General features: G+C 55.4%; 15 protein-coding genes. 11 read left to right on the top strand and 4 right to left on the bottom strand.

Translation table 11 applies throughout. The annotated features are described in order from the left end of the window. The first annotated feature begins 38 nt into the window (after positions 1 to 38). Genes D4100_RS20730 through D4100_RS20760 form a run of 7 tightly spaced genes read left to right on the top strand, consistent with a single transcriptional unit; the run spans position 39 to position 7,783 of the window. Positions 39 to 2,540, top strand: a complete 2,502-nt coding sequence (locus D4100_RS20730; RefSeq protein ID WP_043912082.1) for a fimbria/pilus outer membrane usher protein — start codon at positions 39 to 41, stop codon at positions 2,538 to 2,540. A 19-nt stretch (positions 2,541 to 2,559) separates the two neighbouring features. Next, a complete protein-coding gene (locus D4100_RS20735; RefSeq protein ID WP_119805147.1) occupies positions 2,560 to 3,315 on the top strand; it encodes a fimbrial biogenesis chaperone in 756 nt (251 codons plus the stop codon). An 11-nt stretch (positions 3,316 to 3,326) separates the two neighbouring features. Beyond that, positions 3,327 to 3,941, top strand: coding sequence for a fimbrial protein (locus D4100_RS20740; RefSeq protein WP_119805148.1), 615 nt, complete (start codon positions 3,327 to 3,329; stop codon positions 3,939 to 3,941). Between the two features lie 14 nt (positions 3,942 to 3,955). Beyond that, positions 3,956 to 4,954 carry a fimbrial protein gene (locus D4100_RS20745; protein ID WP_119805149.1) on the top strand — a complete coding sequence of 333 codons (999 nt, stop codon included), beginning with the start codon at positions 3,956 to 3,958 and terminating at the stop codon, positions 4,952 to 4,954. 18 nt (positions 4,955 to 4,972) lie between these two features. Then, positions 4,973 to 5,512, top strand: a complete 540-nt coding sequence (locus D4100_RS20750) for a fimbrial protein (protein ID WP_119805150.1) — start codon at positions 4,973 to 4,975, stop codon at positions 5,510 to 5,512. Positions 5,513 to 5,534: 22 nt separating this feature from the next. Beyond that, complete coding sequence (locus tag D4100_RS20755) at positions 5,535 to 7,169, top strand: PglL family O-oligosaccharyltransferase (protein WP_119805151.1); 1,635 nt, start codon at positions 5,535 to 5,537, stop codon at positions 7,167 to 7,169. A 2-nt stretch (positions 7,170 to 7,171) separates the two neighbouring features. After that, complete coding sequence (locus D4100_RS20760; protein WP_006317518.1) at positions 7,172 to 7,783, top strand: response regulator transcription factor; 612 nt, start codon at positions 7,172 to 7,174, stop codon at positions 7,781 to 7,783. A 236-nt stretch (positions 7,784 to 8,019) separates the two neighbouring features. On the opposite strand, the gene D4100_RS20765 is transcribed toward D4100_RS20760, so the two are convergent. Beyond that, positions 8,020 to 8,370, bottom strand: coding sequence for a hypothetical protein (locus D4100_RS20765; RefSeq protein ID WP_006317517.1), 351 nt, complete (start codon positions 8,368 to 8,370; stop codon positions 8,020 to 8,022). A 388-nt stretch (positions 8,371 to 8,758) separates the two neighbouring features. Beyond that, complete coding sequence (locus D4100_RS26000) at positions 8,759 to 8,881, bottom strand: hypothetical protein (RefSeq protein ID WP_006317516.1); 123 nt, start codon at positions 8,879 to 8,881, stop codon at positions 8,759 to 8,761. A gap of 160 nt (positions 8,882 to 9,041) precedes the next feature. Here D4100_RS26000 and D4100_RS20775 point away from each other — a divergent pair, with 160 nt between their 5' ends. Then, the gene (locus D4100_RS20775; protein ID WP_006317515.1) at positions 9,042 to 10,007 is read left to right on the top strand and encodes a GNAT family protein; all 966 of its coding nucleotides are present in this window, start codon (positions 9,042 to 9,044) and stop codon (positions 10,005 to 10,007) included. A gap of 149 nt (positions 10,008 to 10,156) precedes the next feature. On the opposite strand, the gene D4100_RS20780 is transcribed toward D4100_RS20775, so the two are convergent. Continuing rightward, positions 10,157 to 11,353, bottom strand: a complete 1,197-nt coding sequence (locus D4100_RS20780; protein WP_006317514.1) for a BaiN/RdsA family NAD(P)/FAD-dependent oxidoreductase — start codon at positions 11,351 to 11,353, stop codon at positions 10,157 to 10,159. 301 nt (positions 11,354 to 11,654) lie between these two features. On the opposite strand from D4100_RS20780, the gene pitA reads away from it, so the two are divergent. After that, positions 11,655 to 13,157, top strand: coding sequence for an inorganic phosphate transporter PitA (gene pitA / locus D4100_RS20785; protein WP_119805152.1), 1,503 nt, complete (start codon positions 11,655 to 11,657; stop codon positions 13,155 to 13,157). A 74-nt stretch (positions 13,158 to 13,231) separates the two neighbouring features. Here pitA and uspB read toward each other — a convergent pair whose 3' ends face one another. After that, positions 13,232 to 13,567 carry a universal stress protein UspB gene (gene uspB / locus D4100_RS20790; protein ID WP_065506743.1) on the bottom strand — a complete coding sequence of 112 codons (336 nt, stop codon included), beginning with the start codon at positions 13,565 to 13,567 and terminating at the stop codon, positions 13,232 to 13,234. A 604-nt stretch (positions 13,568 to 14,171) separates the two neighbouring features. Between uspB and uspA the strand changes: the two genes are divergently transcribed. Both uspA and gdhA read left to right on the top strand, forming a co-directional pair. After that, positions 14,172 to 14,618, top strand: a complete 447-nt coding sequence (gene uspA, locus D4100_RS20795) for a universal stress protein UspA (RefSeq protein WP_004951550.1) — start codon at positions 14,172 to 14,174, stop codon at positions 14,616 to 14,618. A gap of 322 nt (positions 14,619 to 14,940) precedes the next feature. Continuing rightward, positions 14,941 to 16,284: an NADP-specific glutamate dehydrogenase gene (gene gdhA / locus D4100_RS20800; RefSeq protein ID WP_065506744.1), complete on the top strand. Its 1,344-nt coding sequence runs from the start codon at positions 14,941 to 14,943 to the stop codon at positions 16,282 to 16,284. Positions 16,285 to 16,511 lie beyond the last annotated feature (227 nt).

Genomic DNA, 16,511 nt, shown 5'->3' on the forward strand with positions numbered 1-16,511 from the left:
GTCGTACAGGATGACCTGCTATTGGGCGCGGATTTGCCATGAGTGATTATGCTATGACGTCATTACTGACACGGAAAAAAATACCCCTCACCGTCATTCTATCTTTCCTCTGGGTACATTCGGCTTTTTCCGCCACGGAATTTAATACCGACGTATTGGATATTGCCGATCGCAGCAAAGTGGATTTATCGCGTTTTTCCGATGCCGATTACGTCATGCCCGGTGCCTATTTGCTGGATATCAAGATCAACCAGAAAACCCTGCCACAGCGCAGCATCCAGTATTACCCGTCACCGGACCAAAAGGACCGCTCCCGCGTCTGTCTGCCGCCGGATCTGGTAGAAAAAATGGCGTTGAAAGAGGAAGTCGTTAAAAAAATCACCCTGTGGCACGACAACAGCTGCGCCGATATCAGCGGCATTAAAGGGGCGACGATATCCGACCGCATCAGCGGCGGCGTGTTGGCGATTACTATTCCGCAGGCCTGGATGAAATATTCCGATCCGGACTGGACCCCGCCGGAGCAATGGGACGAGGGTATTCCGGGGCTGCTGTTGGACTACAGCATCAGCGGTCAGGTCGGTAAGCAGAGCCACAATAACAACACCGCACAAAACCTCAGCAGTTACGGGACCCTGGGCGCCAACCTCGGTGCCTGGCGCCTGCGCGCCGATTATCAGGCCAATTACAATCAGCAGGCCGGCGAGCGTGACAGTAATTTTGACTGGAACCAGATCTACGCCTACCGCGCGCTGCCAATGCAGGCCGCCAAGCTGACCCTCGGCGAAATATTTCTCGATTCGGGCGTGTTCGATTCCTACCGCTTCACCGGCCTGAACCTGGCCAGCGACGAACGCATGCTGCCGCCAAACCTGCAGGGCTATGCGCCGGAAGTGCGCGGCATTGCCAAAAGCAACGCAAAAATCACCGTATCGCAAGAAGGCCGTACGCTGTATGAAACCACCGTGCCCGCCGGGCCATTCGCCATCCAGGATCTCAACAGTTCAGTACGCGGTCGGCTGGATGTGAAGGTAGAAGAACAGGACGGCAGCGTTTCGACCTTCCAGGTAGACACCGCCACCATTCCTTACCTGACGCGCCCCGGCTATGTGCGCTACAACGTCGCCGTAGGTAAGCCCTCGGCTTACGATCACCGCACGCAAGGGCCGCTGTTCTCCGCCAGTGATTTCTCCTGGGGATTAACCAGCGCCTGGTCGCTGTACGGCGGCGCATTGCTCGGCGGCGATTACAACGCCTGGGCGCTCGGCCTGGGCCGCGATCTGAACGTGTTTGGCGCCATGTCGGTGGATGTGACGCAGTCTATCGCTCGCCTGCCCAACGAGCCGACCGCCAGCGGCATGTCGTTCAAGGTCAACTACGCCAAACGCTTCGATGAGCTGAACAGCCAAATCACCTTCGCCGGTTACCGCTTCTCGCAGCGCAAGTTCATGAACATGTCGCAGTATCTGCAAGAGCGTTACAACGACTACGACGAGCGCTACAACGGGCGGCAAAAAGAGCTGTACACCATTACCGCCAGCAAAACCTTTATGGCGGAAGACAGCGCCAAAGCGATCACCGCTTACCTGACCTATTCCCACCAAACCTATTGGGATGCCAGGGCGCAGGATCGTTACGGGTTATCCGCCAGCAAATTGTTCAGCGTCGGTAACGTCAGCAACATCACCGCATCGCTGTCGGCCTATCGCACGACTTACCACGGCCGCACCGACGACAGCGTGATGCTGAACTTCAGCGTACCGATTGGCGATCGCCGCCGGATAGGTTACTCGCTGCAAACCAGCAACAGTGACGTGACGCAGATGGCGTCCTACAACGATTACACCGACCCGAACAACACCTGGCAGGTCAGCGGCGGCTTTAACCAGGCCGGCAAATCGCTGGCCCGTGGCTACTACAGCCATAACGCTTCGTTTGGTTCACTCAACGCCAGCGCCTCTTACCAACAGGACAGCTATTCGTCGTTCGGCGGTACCTTCCGCAGCGGCATTACTGCTACCCGACATGGCGTCGCCGCACACCAGAACTCCAGTAACGGCGGTAGCCGAATGATGCTGGATACCGACGGCATCGCCGGGGTGCCGATCAACAACGGTCGCGCCTACAGCAACCGCTTCGGCCTGGCGGTAATTTCCGACATCACCAGTTACTACAACACCGATACCCGCATCGACGTCAATACGTTGGCGGACGATGTGGAGGCCACCCGGGCCGTAGTCCAGGGCACGCTGACCGAAGGCGCCATCGGCTATCGCCACTTTGAGGTGGTGAAAGGCAGCAAGCTGCTGGCCACCATCAAACTGGCTGACGGCAGTGAACCGCCGTTCGGTGCCACGGTACTGAGCGAACGTGGGCGTGAAGTGGCGGTGGTGAACGACGGTGGATCGGTCTACCTGACCGGCGTCCAGCCGCAAGAGCAACTGGACGTCGCCTGGGAAGGCCAACGCCAGTGCCGCATTGTTATACCGGGCGCCGCCAAGCCGCTGGATCAGCTGCTGCTGCCGTGCGCCAAACTGTAATCCGTAACGCAGAGAATTGATGATTATGAACAACTTTCCGTTAGCAAAAATGGCCGCGCTGGGCCTGGCGCTGACCGCTGCAGTACCGGCCGCCAACGCAGCGATATCGCTGGATCGTACCCGCGCCGTTTACCTCAGCGACGCGAAATCCATCAGCCTGAATATCGTCAACGAAAATAAGGAGCTGCCTTTCCTGGCGCAGTCCTGGCTGGAAAACGAGCAGCACCAGAAAATCACCTCGCCGCTGGTGGTGCTGCCGCCGTTGCAACGGGTAGAGGCCAACGAACGCAGCGTCGTGCGCATCACCAAAACGCCGGAGGCCGAGCGTCTGCCGCAAGATCGCGAGTCGGTGTTCTATTTCAACCTGCGAGAGATCCCGCCGAAAAGCAGTAAAACCAACGTGATGCAGTTGGCGCTGCAAACCCAGATCAAACTGTTTTATCGGCCGAAAGCCATAGTCGCGCCGAAAGGCGAGGTGTGGCAGGAGAAGCTGGTGTTCCGCAAAAGCGCCGACGGTTTCACCGTTGAAAACCCTACGCCGTTTTACATCACTCTGACCGGCATGACCCGCCAGACGCAGAAACAGGGCGGCGGCGCACTGGGCGACTTCCAGCCGGTAATGCTGAAACCCAAATCCAGCGAAAACCTCAAGCTGCGCGACAGCGGCCTCAACAGCTTTGTCGTCACCTATATCAATGACTACGGCGGCCACCCGGAGCTGCGCTTCGCCTGTAACGGCAACGTCTGCAACGCCGTGCCCGAGACCAAAAAATAAGGAGATTTCGCATGGCTGAATTCACCGGCGGCCGCCTGCGGCCCCTGCTGCTCAGCGCATTGCTGTTCACCGGCAGCGCCACGGCGGCAACGCCACTGGGTGTGATCCAGGGCACCACCGGCACCGTCAGCTTTCATGGCGGTCTGCTCAGCTCCCCGTGCAGCCTGACGCCGGACAGCCAGGATCAGGCGATTGATTTGGGTGATGTTAACGCACGCGACTTCCAAAATGCCGGCGATCAGAGTGCACCGGTGCGTTTTCGTCTCTCGTTCCGCAACTGCCTGCTGGGCGCCAAAGCCTTGGCGGATAACCCGGCAGGACAGCGCAACGGCGATGCCAGGCAGCTCTATTTGCAGGGTGAGCAGGCTGCCACGCTGGTGTTTCTCGGCGAAAGCGATGTCAACAACCCCGACCTGCTGAAACTTAACGGTGGTGTACGGGGCATCGGCCTGCGCTTGAAAGATCAGCAGGGCCACGCGCTGTCGCTCAACCAGCAGAGCCGGCCTTACATTCTGCAGCCCGGCAGCAATACGCTGTGGTTCAGCGCCAGCGTGGAATCCACGCAGCGAGCGGTGATGGCGGCCGGCTTTTCCGGCGTGGCGCACATTCAGGTGATTTACCTGTGAGGTTCACAAACGTGATGAAAAAAACCTACCTTAACTACTGCCTGCCGCTGGCACTGGCGGCCCCGGCCGTCTGGGCCAACGGCTACGTCACACCGGACGGCGGAGCAAAGCCGTTTTATATCGACCTGAATGAAACCAACATCACCAATCAGGTGGGCTTCACCAAAGAATTTACCTATTCATTAGGCGGCCGATATACCGGCAAGGCCTATTGCGATACTCGTATTCCGACCAGCCCGCACTTTTATAAGTCGGATTCGGCACTGCCCCCCTCCGAGTACGGCAACGGTTATTTAAAACTTAATGATTACCTGGATTTAAAAGCCGAGGTTTGGATCGCCGGCAATAAAAAGGCCTATGTCACCGTGCCTTTTTACAATGTATCCAATGAGTTGAGCCAACATTCATGCAACCCGCCCTACGTGCAAATCAATAACTACGAAAGTGGATCCAAAGGCAAGGTCACTTTCCGGGTGCGCAAAAAAATCATCAACGGCGTACAGATTAACGACCGGCAAATCATCGAGATGTATGGCCGTTTGGGGTCAACCGACGCCAGTTTCGGCCCCAACCCTATGGCGCAGGTGTTTATTCAATCCGCCATTCTGTACGTACCGGATAAATGCGTGGTGAATGAAGGCCAGCTGATCAACGTCGAGTTCGGCGAAATCAGCGGCAGCAACCTGAACGGCGCAAGCTATCCGCAAAGCATCCCGGTGCGCTTCCAATGTGAAGGCGGCAGCTTCGAGGACGGCACGCTGAATATCAAACTGGCGGTCTCAGGCACCCCAGCCCCCTTCTCCAACAACGCGTTTAAAACCGATAAAACCGATCTCGGTATCGAGATCAAACATAACGGCCAGTTGATTGTCCCGAATGAATTTTACCCGGTGCCGAATATCGGTAACGGCGGCAGTTGGAACCTGGTTGCCGCCCCCTTGGCCAGCGGCGGTAAGGAAATCGCGGAAGGGGAATTTAACGCCTCAGCCACCATTGTGGCGGCCTTCGAGTAACTCAGGGAGAAACAGACGATGCGTTTACGCGCTTTAGCCATGCTCATTTGCACGCCCTTATGGTTTGCGGCATTGCCGACCCAGGCGGATACCGAGCTGGTCGGTTCACCGCTGCAGTTCCACGGCACCGTGGTGAGCCGGCCGTGCAATATTGAGCCGCAATCGACCGATCAGGTGGTGGAGATGGACACCGTGATCGTCAAAACCCTGTACCGCTACGGCCATAGCAACCCGGTGCCCTTCAACATCAAGCTGACCGACTGCAAAACGGCGGTGTTCAAATCCGTCAACGTCACCTTCAGCGGCACCGAAGACAGCGAACTGCCTGGCAAACTGGCGATCAATAACGGCACCAACGGCGCCGCCATCGCGCTGTTCGACGGCAAGGGCGCCGATATTGAGTTGAATCAGGCCACCGGCGCGGTGGCATTGCAGGACGGCACCACTATGTTGAATTTCACCGCCTATGTGCAGGGCCACCCCAGCGCGATACAGAATAAAACCATTACCGAGGGTGAATTCAGCTCGGTAGCCAATTTTGTGCTGGCTTACCAATAAGGCCGAGTTTCAGGAAAGCGTGATGATATCCAACAACAAAACGGCCGGGTTATTCGGGCTGGCGGCATGCTATTGCCTGATCGCCATGCATATTTACTGGCCCAATCGCGGCGGCAGCGGTTTTTATTTACCGTGGAATCTGGTCGGCGGCCTATTTATCGCCCTGTTTATTCTCGGCGCGATGCTGTTGAGTCGGCCGCCGTTGGCCGTGTCCGGTTTTTTTAACCGGCTGGCACCGGGCGCTCTGATTTTATTGTTGCCGCTGCTGTGGGCGAAAAACCCCTGGCTGAGTGAAGCGCTGCCGCGCCTGTTGGGGCTAACGCTGGGCGTCGCCGCTTATTTCGCGCTGTTGCAGATACCGTTCGACCGCCTGCGGCGGCGCAGGCTGCTGATTTTACTGCTGGCGGCGACGGTGCTCGAGGCGCTGCTGGGCCTGGTGCAATACGGGCTGTTGGAGCCGGGTAACGCAATGGGCTACAACACCGTGAAAAACCGCCCTTACGGCATCTTCCAGCAGTGGAACCTGATGGCCAGCTTTATGGCTACCGGGCTGGCGCTGGCACTGTACCTGTTGAGTAACCGGTGCCCGCTGCACCGGGGCGTGCAATGGCTGACGGGCGGTATGCTGGTGCTGGCGCCGTTGTTGCTGATCGTGATCGCCTCACGGGTCGGCCTGCTGGCGGCCGCTGTACTGTCGCCGCTGCAACTGTTTATGCTGTACCGGCTTAATCGCCGCCGCGCCGCCGCCGCCCTGCTGCTGTTGCTTGCCGGAATAGCCGCCGGCCTGCTGTTGGTCATGCTCAACGGCACGACGCGGGCGCTCACCGTGGCGGAGCCGATTTTCTACCGCCTGGCCTACTGGCAGGAAGCGCTGCGCATGATCGCCGAACACCCGTGGCTTGGCTGGGGTTACGGCCACTTTCAGCACGATTTCCTGCATCATTTCTACACCACCCACCGCAGCGGCATGGAAAGCGTCAGCATCAGCCATCCGCACAACGAGATCCTGCTGTGGGGCATCGAAGGCGGCCTGCTGAGCCTGAGCGGCATTGCCTTGATCGGCTGGGGATTATGGCGCCTGCTGCGACGCACTTGCGCGCTGCCGCTGCGGCCCGCGTCCTGGCTGGCGGCGTTGCCGATCCTGCTACACATGATGGTGGAATACCCGCTTTATCTTTCCGCCGCACACGCTGTAGTGCTGCTGGCGATTCTGCGCGCCGGCGATGTACGTAGCCGCCTGCGCCTGTCACCGCGCCCGCAGCTCACCCTGCGGCTGCTCACCGCCGGCTTGGCCGCGCTGGCGTTGCCGTATCTGCTCAACGGCCTGCACAGCGCCCTGATCGTAACCGCCGTGGAAAAAACCGGTCTGCGGCAATTTGCCGCCATGAGCCGGGTGATGACGCCGACGCCCTGGCAGGTGCGTTACGACTACGACATCCAGTTACAACGGCTGCTGCAATACCCGCGCACCCGCGATCCGGCCGCGCTGCTGAGCTACCAGCGTTGGGCGGAAAATGAAATCCGCGTGCGGCCGGACGCCAATATCTACGTCAACCTGATGGTGACCAGCCGGTTGCTGCAACAGCTGCAGCGGGCGGAGGATCTGCAACGCCAGGCGCGCCGGCTGTTCCCGCACGATGCGCGTTTTAAGGAGTAACTATGCTTAATATCCGGTTCACCCTGCTGGGCAGCGATAACTTTTATCAACAGGGGTTACGGCAGCTGCTGGAAGAGTATCTGCATGACCTGAATTACGGCCGCCGCGGGCATCTGCACGAGCTGCGCAACCTGGAGCCGATCGAGATCCTGTTCCACACGCTGGAAGACCAATGCGGCTGTGCCAGTTGCTACCAAAGCCCGTACCAGACGCCACGCCATCGGCAAATGATCGTGCTGATCCTTGACGATCGCGACACCCGTTATCTGCACGCCCACCCGGCGTTGTTCAGCATTAACCGACGCGACGACGCCGCTACCGTCCGCAACACACTGCAGATGGCGCTGGAACGCTTTTGCCGGCAACCTTGGGTAGCGCTGCACGCCAGTGCCATCTGGAAATGCCGGCAGTGCCGCATCGCCGCCCTGAGCAGTTGCGAAAAGAAGGTGTTGAAACTGATGAGCACCGGCATGTCCGCTTGCACTATCGCCGGGATGCTGCACCGTAGCCAGAAAACCATCAGCGCCCACAAGCGTTCGGCGATGCGTAAATTGAACGTGCGCAAAAATACCGAACTAAACAAAATGCTGCTCAATCAGATGGGGTTGAACTGAGAAGGCACGCTCGATCAGGCCCGGACGTTTTTCTTTTGCCAGAAGATCTCCGCCGGCACGCAGCGCGCCACCCTCGGCATTTCCAACAACAAAATCAGCATCCAGCCGTCGACGCAGGAGGAGTAATACTCATATTGGTCGCAGCGGGTTGTCGATCAGAATCAAATACGGGGGTCACTATCTGGGTATCCGGGAGATAGCCACTGTAAAATACAGTGGCTATAGACGAGAATGCGTTATGCAATAACATCAACTGCCGCCGTATGGGCACCATTAACTTCGACAGCAGGCGCTTGAACGGCATCTGCAGCCGTGTGCAATGCAGAGATCAATCCATCGGTATCAAGATTACCTGATGTTGCACCTTCAGCCGTATGGGTCAACGTATCGGTCACACCGCCCACCGTTCCGCCGAGATCACCAATCTTGTCAATAATTCCCCCGATCACTCCCGAAACCGTGTCGGCCACGCCAGCCACAATGCCGGTTACCGTACCAACCAGCCCCAGTGCAGTGCTAATCACGCCATTCACGAGGTTCGTCACGCCACCTAATAACCCATCTAGTCCGCCTAAATTGATAGCCATATAATTTCTCCAGAAATATTGATTATGTTTAAACGCTATACAGAAAGATCACCGAACTTACCGGTAAGAAAGGTATAGGATATAGGTTAAAAACATGTCAATAAAACTTAAGATATTCACCCATAGAAATCCGGAAAATACATATACTCACTTGATTTAAATGAAATAATAAAAATCACGACACCAATATAACATCAATAAAATTAATGTTTTTTGTTTTTTAATATCATTCCCTTATTTATCAAAGAGATGATTTTGTGATTTAACGGAAGCGTCCAACATGACGTCACTTATGTATGATTAATTGAATAATGACATTACGTGCATCACGCCGCCGTCGCCATTTCCAACACCGAAACCCGCTGTCGACGCACAAGGCATAACGCCGTCAGCGTGAGCGGAACATCGCCTCCAGCATTTCTACTATCAGCGCCGCGTACCGCCCGTCGGGATCGAGCTCGGGGTCGAATACCGACAGCGTCATGCCGCAGCACAACGGATTTTGCAGCAACCGCGCCCTCCCTCAAGATAAAACCTATGCCACTGATCGCCTCGCAAATTTTCAGTAATAGATCTTGTCGCATCGGATCCAGCGCCTGTGGATTAGTCGCCCTGCATCACTGAAGAGTGATAAGTCGTCAGGAATTTGCTGCACGGGAATTATCCCTGCCATGCATAAACCATGCACTTTTCGTTTGGCTATCGTTTGGTTGCGTAACATTACATTGTTGTTTTCGGCAATAAATGTAAAAAATTATATGAAGAAAGCTATTTTTGGTTGGGAGCCGACAACGCCAGAAGCCTACAGGGAGGCCTATCTTCTCTTTGGCGGAAGTGTATGTACCCACCCTGACGTGATTGAATTCTTAAGTCAGCGGCTTGTTTCTCCTGAGTTCTATAGTTACAAAAGGAAAGGTTCGGTTATATCTGCGGCCTTTTCTCTAAAGGGTAACCTTTCACTTAAGGTGAGTGGATATCCCTTCTTTTTTGATGACATCATCATTCCGATTAAAAAAGGCAGCGGTAAGATTGTTATACCTTTTAAAACCAAACAGTTATCTTCTTATCATAAAGGGGATTTTTACAACTGCATTCATTGGGAAAGGTTAAAAAGAAAGACATGCCTGGTCAAAGATGATTTTTCCAAAAAAACGCATAAGAAAAGGCTAGCGGAATTTGATAAATTCATAAATAGCGGCGGGGAATGCTTATCGATTGACAATTTTTCCGATAGGGAGCTATCGGATATTTACATCTCGCTTTTCAAAAAAAGATGGGGGGACACATTAGAGTGTTATTCTGAGGAAGTCCTGTTAGAGGTCTTTAGTAAATTACGCCACCTGCTATTTGGTTATGTATTGTTAATCAATGGCAAGCCTTGTGCTTACGATTTGGTATTTAAAGCAGAATGCAGGGAGTGGATTTTCTTTGATTGCCATAATGGCGGCGTTGACCAAACCTATGCGAACCTCAGCGTAGGAAGTGTTCTTATGTATATGAACATCAAGTTGGCAAAAGAATTATGCCATCAAAAAGACGTAAAGATGATGTACTCCTTGGGAATGGATAATCCAAGGTGGAACTATAAAAAGCAGTGGTGTGAAATAGTCACTCTGGGCCGAACATTGATGGCCTAAAATCCTTCGCTGACTAAAACTTTCTGATCCCCCGGGCCTCACGGCATCGTCCCGACCCATTCGCCTTGCCGCAACATGCCGCGCCCGGTGATGCTATCGCGACTGAGCGAATAGATTGTCACCCGGCTACAGAGTAACAATCATCCTTATTATCCCCGCGCCGCCAGCGCCTGAGCGCAAGCCCAGGCCGAACTCCAGGCCCACTGGAAGTTATAACCGCCCAGCCACCCTGTCACATCCACCACTTCGCCGATAAAATACAGGCCGGGCACCTTGCCGGCTTCCATCGTTTTGGAAGACAGCTCTTTGGTGTCCACGCCGCCGAGCGTCACTTCCGCCGTGCGGTAGCCTTCGGTGCCGTTAGGCTGCACACGCCAATTCTGCAAGGTTTCGACCAGCGCGGCCTGTTGCGTGGGATTAAGTTGCTTCAACGTGGCTTCCGGCAATTGCCCCAGCGTTTGCAGGCACTCCACCAGGCGTTTCGGCAGGTGCAGCGCAAGGGTATTTTTCAGGCTTTGGTTGGGGTGTGCCTGGCGTTGCTCATTAAGGAAGCCCGCCAGGTCGAGCGCAGGAAGTAAGTTAACGCTCACAAACTCACCAGGTTGCCAGTAGCTGGAAAGCTGCAATACCGCCGGGCCGGAAAGGCCACGGTGAGTGAAAAGCAGGCTTTCGCGGAAGCTGACGCCGTTTTCGGCAGTGATCACCGCCGGCACAGAGACGCCGGACAGCGTTTGCAGGTGTTCCAGCAGCGGTTTATGCAGGGTAAAAGGCACCAGCGCGGCGCGGGTCGGCAGCACCTTCAGGCCAAACTGCTCCGCCAGCTTGTAGCCGAACGGCGAAGCGCCCAGCCCCGGCATGGAAAGCCCACCGCTGGCCACCACAAGTGAGCAAGCGCTCACTTTCTCGCCATTCAGCGCCAGTTCGAAACCGGCTGCGGTTTTTTCCACACCCAACACTTCACTGCGCAGACGCGTCGTCACCTGGCCCAGTTCGCACTCTTTAACCAGCAGTTCGACCACCTGTTGCGCCGAGTCATCGCAAAACAGCTGCCCCAGCGTTTTCTCGTGGTAGGCGATGCCGTAGCGGTTAATCAGATCGATAAAATCCCATTGGGTATAACGCGCCAGCGCCGATTTACAGAAATGCGGGTTGTTCGACAGGTAGGCGGCCGGTTCGGTGTACATATTAGTAAAGTTACAGCGTCCGCCGCCGGACATCAGGATTTTGCGTCCCGGTTTTTTGCCGTTATCGAGCAGCAGCACCCGGCAACCAAGTTGCCCTGCCTGCGCGGCGCAAAACATGCCCGCTGCGCCCGCACCTATTACCACGACATCAAACTGTTCCACCTGCGCCTCTCTGAATAAAAACCACAATCGCGACAAAAGGCCGCCATATTACGCCGAATCGCTACCGGTAACCGACAACTTTACGGCGGCAGATTGTAAAGCCATGCCGCCGTCAGCGCCATAGTAAGAAAATATTACAGCGCACTTATCAGCATAAGGTTCTGATATTTCATATCTTTGTCATGCCACCGCCATCGTTTCGTCATCTTCAAATCAAAAAAACGTCATATTTTCCTTTTCCCCGGCCCCGGTTGTCACTGATAATGCGCGGCGTTCATGTCCACAAACTGGCGTAACGCTTATGCTGCATTTGTTCGCTGGCCTGGATTTCCATACCGGCCTGATGTTAATTCTCGCATTGTTGTTCGTGTTGTTTTATGAAGCTATCAACGGCTTTCATGATACGGCCAATGCGGTCGCTACAGTAATCTATACCCGTGCCATGCGCTCGCAACTTGCGGTCGTGATGGCGGGCTTGTTCAACTTTCTTGGCGTTATGCTCGGTGGTTTGAGTGTTGCTTACGCCATTGTTCACCTGTTGCCTACCGATCTGTTGTTGAACGTCAGTTCAGCGCACGGATTAGCCATGGTCTTCTCCATGCTGCTGGCGGCGATAATCTGGAATCTCGGCACCTGGTATTTCGGTCTGCCGGCCTCCAGCTCCCACACGCTGATTGGCGCAATTATCGGTGTTGGTTTAACCAATGCACTGATGACCCACACCTCGGTGGTGGATGCGCTTAACGTCCCGAAAATGATCGGTATTTTCCTGTCATTACTCATCTCGCCGCTGGTCGGCATGATGGTTGCCGGGCTGATGGTGTTTGCCTTGCGCCGCTATTGGAGCGGCAACAAGAAACGCCAGCGTATCCACATGACCCCCGCGGAACGTGAAAAGGTCGACGGCAAACGCAAGCCGCCGTTCTGGACCCGTATCGCACTGATCCTGTCGGCTATCGGCGTCAGCTTCTCGCACGGCGCTAACGACGGCCAGAAAGGCATCGGCCTTATCATGCTGGTGCTGATCGGCGTTGCGCCGGCCGGCTTCGTGGTCAATATGAATGCAACCGGTTATGACATCACCCGTACGCGTGATGCCGTGACCCACCTGCAGCAATATTACCAGCAGCACGGCGATGCCCTGTCACACGTGGTGTCCCTGACGCCGCTGGTGCCAAGCCCGGAAGACGAGGTTTCGCCGAATAAGCCGACCGAGTTCCACTGCGACAGTTCCCGCGCCATGCCGGCGATTGAGCTGACGCAGGGCCTGCTGAACAATCTGCAAAGTTACGATCAACTGACGGTAGAACAGCGCAGCCATCTGCGCCGCCTGCTGATGTGCGTAACGGATACCGCAGACAAGGTCGCCAAACTGCCGGAAACCTCCGCCGCGGACCAGCGTTTCCTGAAGAACCTGCGTCAGGATCTGCTGCAAACCGTTGAATATGCACCGCTGTGGATCATCGTTGCGGTTGCTCTGGCGTTGTCACTCGGCACCATGGTTGGCTGGAGGCGCGTTGCCACCACCATCGGCGAGAAAATCGGTAAGAAGGGCATGACCTACGCTCAGGGCGTGTCGGCTCAGATGACCGCAGCCTTGTCGATCGGTGTGGCCAGCTACACCGGTATGCCGGTTTCCACTACCCACGTGCTCTCTTCGGCGGTTGCCGGGACGATGATCGTGGACGGCGGCGGCGTACAAAGTAAAACCGTGAAGAATATCCTGTTGGCCTGGTTACTGACCCTGCCGATTTCGATTCTGCTTTCCGGTTCACTGTACTGGCTGGCGCTTAAGGTTATCTAAGCAGCTTGTTCCATGAGAAAGGCGGCCGGTGTGGCCGCCTTTTTTTTGCCCGTAGCAAGGGAAACCGCCCGGTTTTAATACCAGATCATCAGTGCCAGCAGGCTGACCACCACCAGCCCGCACAGGGCGGAAGTCAGCATAAACTGCCCGCGCACCCGCTCACAACGGCGGATAAACTCCGGATCGTGATGCTCGACGTAGCGCTGCGAGAAGATATAGCGCACCAGCCGCAGCTGCTTGCTCGGCTGACCGTGGGCAGTAAAGAAACCGCCGCCGTCGACGTATTGGTACAACAGCGGATCGCAGCCGCGCAACACCACCAGCAGCGCACGCAGAGAAGAGTAATAGCGCACCATGTTTATCACACACACCACACACAAAGCCCAAAACAGCGCGACGGTACTGATCATGATTACCCCCTCAAGGCGTTGTTATCCACGGCGCTCCGCCGGGTCCAACTGCCCTACCTCGATGCCCATTACTGCGGGAGCCTACCGCTCCGATCCCCTTTTTACCGCTCGGGCCGTGCATACCCCACAGCCTCTGAAACAAGCCGTTGCCAGGCAAGGTACCTGCAGCGCGGTCTGACTCAGAGGAATAAGGTAAGGCCCATATTCATTATTGTAGGTGAATGAAACGCAAACTGGCCTGAGCAGTAGATAAAATTTACCGCAATCTGCCTATTTGTCATCTATCGATGGGTTATAAGCGATAACCGCCCTGCTCGTCACTCCCGGTATTTTCCGCGGCCCGATGGGCTTTTGGGACTATACTCTGTTTAAGAATGCTTATGTTTCAAGCGGTCAAACGGCCGATAACCCCAGTAACGATAGGATTTTCAACCCGGTGGGTGTAAAACTGACGGGGGTAGAGATAAAGAGATTTTTCGATGCAGCACACTGTGATCGCCCCAACATATCATTGTGTTATCTGAATGATAAAATGCAGGTAAACCTAAAGCGCCAGGCTGGTACGCTGAATGCCTGCTCACCCTTTTATGGAAGGAGTATTCTCATGGCTTACAAACATATTCTGATTGCGGTAGACCTGTCCCCGGAGAGCAAAATTCTGGTGGAAAAAGCCGTATCTATGGCGCGACCATACAACGCCAAAGTTTCCCTGATCCACGTAGATGTTAACTATTCCGACCTGTATACCGGCCTGATCGACGTTAACCTCGGCGATATGCAAAAGCGTATCTCTGAGGAAACCCACCATGCACTGACCGAGCTTTCGCAAAATGCCGGTTACCCGATTACCGAAACCCTGAGCGGCAGCGGCGATTTGGCGCAGGTGCTGGTCGATGCCATCAAGAAATACGACATGGACCTGGTACTGTGCGGCCACCACCAGGATTTCTGGAGCAAGCTGATGTCCTCTGCGCGCCAGCTGATCAACACCGTGCATATCGATATGCTGATTGTGCCGCTGCGTGACGAAGAAGACAGCGCCGAAGATTAAGTAAGCGCTCGCAAACTTAGCTCGCCAACGCTCGCCTCGTGCGGGCGTTTTTCGTTCTGCCGCCATCATTAATCGCTTGTTAATCAACCGCCCTCCAGTGATATAGTCGCTAAAGACACAACATCATCCCCCACACTTTATTCATACCAATATTTATAAAAATAATGGGGGAAATTAATAGTATTACCCTATGAATTTCGGGCTGTAGCCAGGCAGCCAGCTCGCGGCTCCCCAGGCGCTTACCTAGGTAAGTAACTGGGGAACCGCGAGCTCAGCTAACAACGCTACAGCTTGAAAGGCGATGGGTATAAAGGAGCTATCCATGGAAAATGCTTTATCGGTAGAGTCGTTTTTGTCCTCGCTACAACGCCACAATCCCCACCAGCCTGAATATTTACAGGCAGTAAGAGAAGTGTTTACCTCGCTGTGGCCGTTTATCGAACGCAACCCGCGCTATCGCGAACATGCGTTGCTGGAGCGGTTGGTGGAGCCGGAGCGTGCCATCCAGTTCCGCGTCAGTTGGGTGGACGATCGCGGCCAGGTGCAGGTTAACCGCGCCTGGCGCGTGCAGTTCAATTCCGCCATCGGGCCGTATAAAGGCGGCATGCGTTTTCATCCGTCGGTAAATTTATCGATTCTGAAATTCCTCGGCTTCGAGCAGACCTTCAAAAATGCGCTGACCACCTTGCCCATGGGCGGCGGTAAAGGCGGGTCGGATTTCGATCCGAAGGGCAAAAGCCAGGCGGAGATCATGAGGTTCTGCCAGTCGCTGATGACGGAACTGTACCGCCATCTTGGCCCGGATACCGATGTGCCCGCCGGGGATATCGGCGTTGGCGGCCGTGAAGTCGGCTTTATGACCGGCATGATGAAAAAACTGTCCAACAACACCGCCTGCGTGTTTACCGGCAAGGGGTTGTCGTTCGGCGGCAGTCTGATCCGGCCCGAGGCCACCGGCTATGGGCTGGTCTATTTCACCGATGCCATGCTGCAACGCCACGGGCTCGGCTTTGAGGGGATGCGGGTCGCCGTTTCCGGTTCAGGCAATGTGGCGCAGTACGCCATCGAGAAGGCGCTGGAACTGGACGCACGCGTGATCACCGCCTCTGACTCGGGCGGCACCGTGGTCGATGAGGCCGGTTTCACCACAGAGAAGCTGGCCCATTTGGCGGAGATCAAGAATCAGCGTTATGGCCGGGTGGAAGATTACGCCCGTGAGCGCGGCCTGACCTACCTGGCCGGCCAGCAGCCGTGGAGCGTGCCGGTGGATATCGCCCTGCCGTGCGCGACCCAAAACGAACTGGATCTGGAAGCCGCACAGTTGCTGATCCGTAACGGAGTCAAAGCCGTGGCCGAGGGTGCCAATATGCCCACCACCATTCAGGCCACCGATGCGTTCCTGGAGGCCGGCGTGCTGTTTGCCCCAGGCAAGGCCGCCAACGCCGGTGGCGTGGCCACTTCCGGGCTGGAGATGGCGCAGAATGCCGCGCGCATCAGCTGGCGGGCAGAAAAAGTGGATGTACGTTTGCAACATATCATGGCGGATATTCATCACGCTTGCGTCGAATACGGCGGTGAAGGGAAACAAACTCACTACGTGCATGGCGCCAATATCGCCGGATTCGTCAAGGTTGCCGACGCCATGCTGGCACAGGGTGTGCTGTAACCCGCCCTTAAGGTGATCTTGCTCACACATCCGTTAAATGCTTCAATGCCGGCTCTCTTGCCGGCATTTTTACCGCCCAAAAACGCCATTCTCACTCCTGGATAGTTACACAAATGTAAATAATTATGATTTATTTTGTTAAATAAATGATGATTTATCGTAGTAATATTACCACCACAAGATTATTAAACATTTAATTAACATTTAAACCGTCATAATTTTACCTC

Source organism: Serratia inhibens (assembly GCF_003591175.1).
Taxonomy (GTDB): domain Bacteria; phylum Pseudomonadota; class Gammaproteobacteria; order Enterobacterales; family Enterobacteriaceae; genus Serratia; species Serratia inhibens.

Bases quoted from the DNA above. Each gene is read 5' to 3' on its own strand.
- D4100_RS20730 (WP_043912082.1), top strand. From the start codon at position 39: ATGAGTGATTATGCTATGACGTCATTACTGACACGGAAAAAAATACCC.
- D4100_RS20735 (WP_119805147.1), top strand. From the start codon at position 2,560: ATGATTATGAACAACTTTCCGTTAGCAAAAATGGCCGCGCTGGGCCTG.
- D4100_RS20740 (WP_119805148.1), top strand. From the start codon at position 3,327: ATGGCTGAATTCACCGGCGGCCGCCTGCGGCCCCTGCTGCTCAGCGCA.
- D4100_RS20745 (WP_119805149.1), top strand. From the start codon at position 3,956: ATGAAAAAAACCTACCTTAACTACTGCCTGCCGCTGGCACTGGCGGCC.
- D4100_RS20750 (WP_119805150.1), top strand. From the start codon at position 4,973: ATGCGTTTACGCGCTTTAGCCATGCTCATTTGCACGCCCTTATGGTTT.
- D4100_RS20755 (WP_119805151.1), top strand. From the start codon at position 5,535: ATGATATCCAACAACAAAACGGCCGGGTTATTCGGGCTGGCGGCATGC.
- D4100_RS20760 (WP_006317518.1), top strand. From the start codon at position 7,172: ATGCTTAATATCCGGTTCACCCTGCTGGGCAGCGATAACTTTTATCAA.
- D4100_RS20765 (WP_006317517.1), bottom strand. From the start codon at position 8,370: ATGGCTATCAATTTAGGCGGACTAGATGGGTTATTAGGTGGCGTGACG.
- D4100_RS20775 (WP_006317515.1), top strand. From the start codon at position 9,042: ATGCATAAACCATGCACTTTTCGTTTGGCTATCGTTTGGTTGCGTAAC.
- pitA (WP_119805152.1), top strand. From the start codon at position 11,655: ATGCTGCATTTGTTCGCTGGCCTGGATTTCCATACCGGCCTGATGTTA.
- uspB (WP_065506743.1), bottom strand. From the start codon at position 13,567: ATGATCAGTACCGTCGCGCTGTTTTGGGCTTTGTGTGTGGTGTGTGTG.
- uspA (WP_004951550.1), top strand. From the start codon at position 14,172: ATGGCTTACAAACATATTCTGATTGCGGTAGACCTGTCCCCGGAGAGC.
- gdhA (WP_065506744.1), top strand. From the start codon at position 14,941: ATGGAAAATGCTTTATCGGTAGAGTCGTTTTTGTCCTCGCTACAACGC.